This is a genomic window from Bacteroides caecigallinarum, from assembly GCF_021530995.1.
In the GTDB taxonomy this organism is placed as follows: Bacteria; Bacteroidota; Bacteroidia; order Bacteroidales; family Bacteroidaceae; genus Phocaeicola; species Phocaeicola faecigallinarum.
Genome location: NZ_JADYTF010000387.1, coordinates 1 through 211 on the forward strand (window position 1 = coordinate 1; position 211 = coordinate 211).

At 43.6% G+C, this 211-nt stretch carries 1 pseudogene; it reads right to left on the reverse strand.

From position 1 onward, the window contains the following. Positions 1-211: pseudogene (locus I6E24_RS17150) on the reverse strand (IS66 family transposase); the annotation flags it as partial.

The following is a 211-nucleotide window of genomic DNA, read 5'->3' on the forward strand; positions in this document are numbered from 1 at the left end:
TCCAACGATGCAATACGATTGTCCTTGGATTCAATGGCTTTATCCTTAGCTTCAATGATTTTGTCTTTCTCTGACAGCCTGGCTTCGTATGAGTCTTTCATGGCCTGCAGGTCAGACATTTCTTTAAGCTTCCTTTCTGCCTGCATAAGACGTCGGTACAGGTCATCACGGTCACGAAGGACTGCCTCAAGTGCTATTTTAAAATTTGGAT